Genomic DNA, 331 nt, shown 5'->3' on the forward strand with positions numbered 1-331 from the left:
ATTTTGGATTCCTTAAGTTTTTATAAAAAAGATTAATCATCTTATTAAGGTGATTAATCTTCGGTTTACTTCAAAATCAATTGTGTTTTTTGTGTTTACTTTCATTCAATACACCATCAGCTAGAAATTTAATACTCGCTCCTATACTTAAAGCAACTATTACTCCTCCTATTTTAGTCTGATAGAAATTAAATATAAATAATACAACAGAAAGTACAATACTTAAGATAGCACTCATATAATATTTATTCACAGACTAGCTCCTTTTATTGTAATTTTGATAGAGTTGTATTATTGCCCTGTTGGTTTTTAAATTTGTTTTTCTCCTGCA

The 331-nt window shown here is 26.6% G+C and carries 1 protein-coding gene; it reads right to left on the reverse strand.

All coding sequences use genetic code 11. The annotated features are described in order from the left end of the window. Positions 1–76 precede the first annotated feature (76 nt). Positions 77–253 (reverse strand): hypothetical protein, encoded by a 177-nt coding sequence (locus tag V7038_RS17945; RefSeq protein WP_002107085.1) that lies wholly within the window; start codon positions 251–253, stop codon positions 77–79. Positions 254–331 lie beyond the last annotated feature (78 nt).

This window comes from Bacillus sp. JJ783 (assembly GCF_036963225.1).
In the GTDB taxonomy this organism is placed as follows: Bacteria; Bacillota; Bacilli; order Bacillales; family Bacillaceae_G; genus Bacillus_A; species Bacillus_A cereus_U.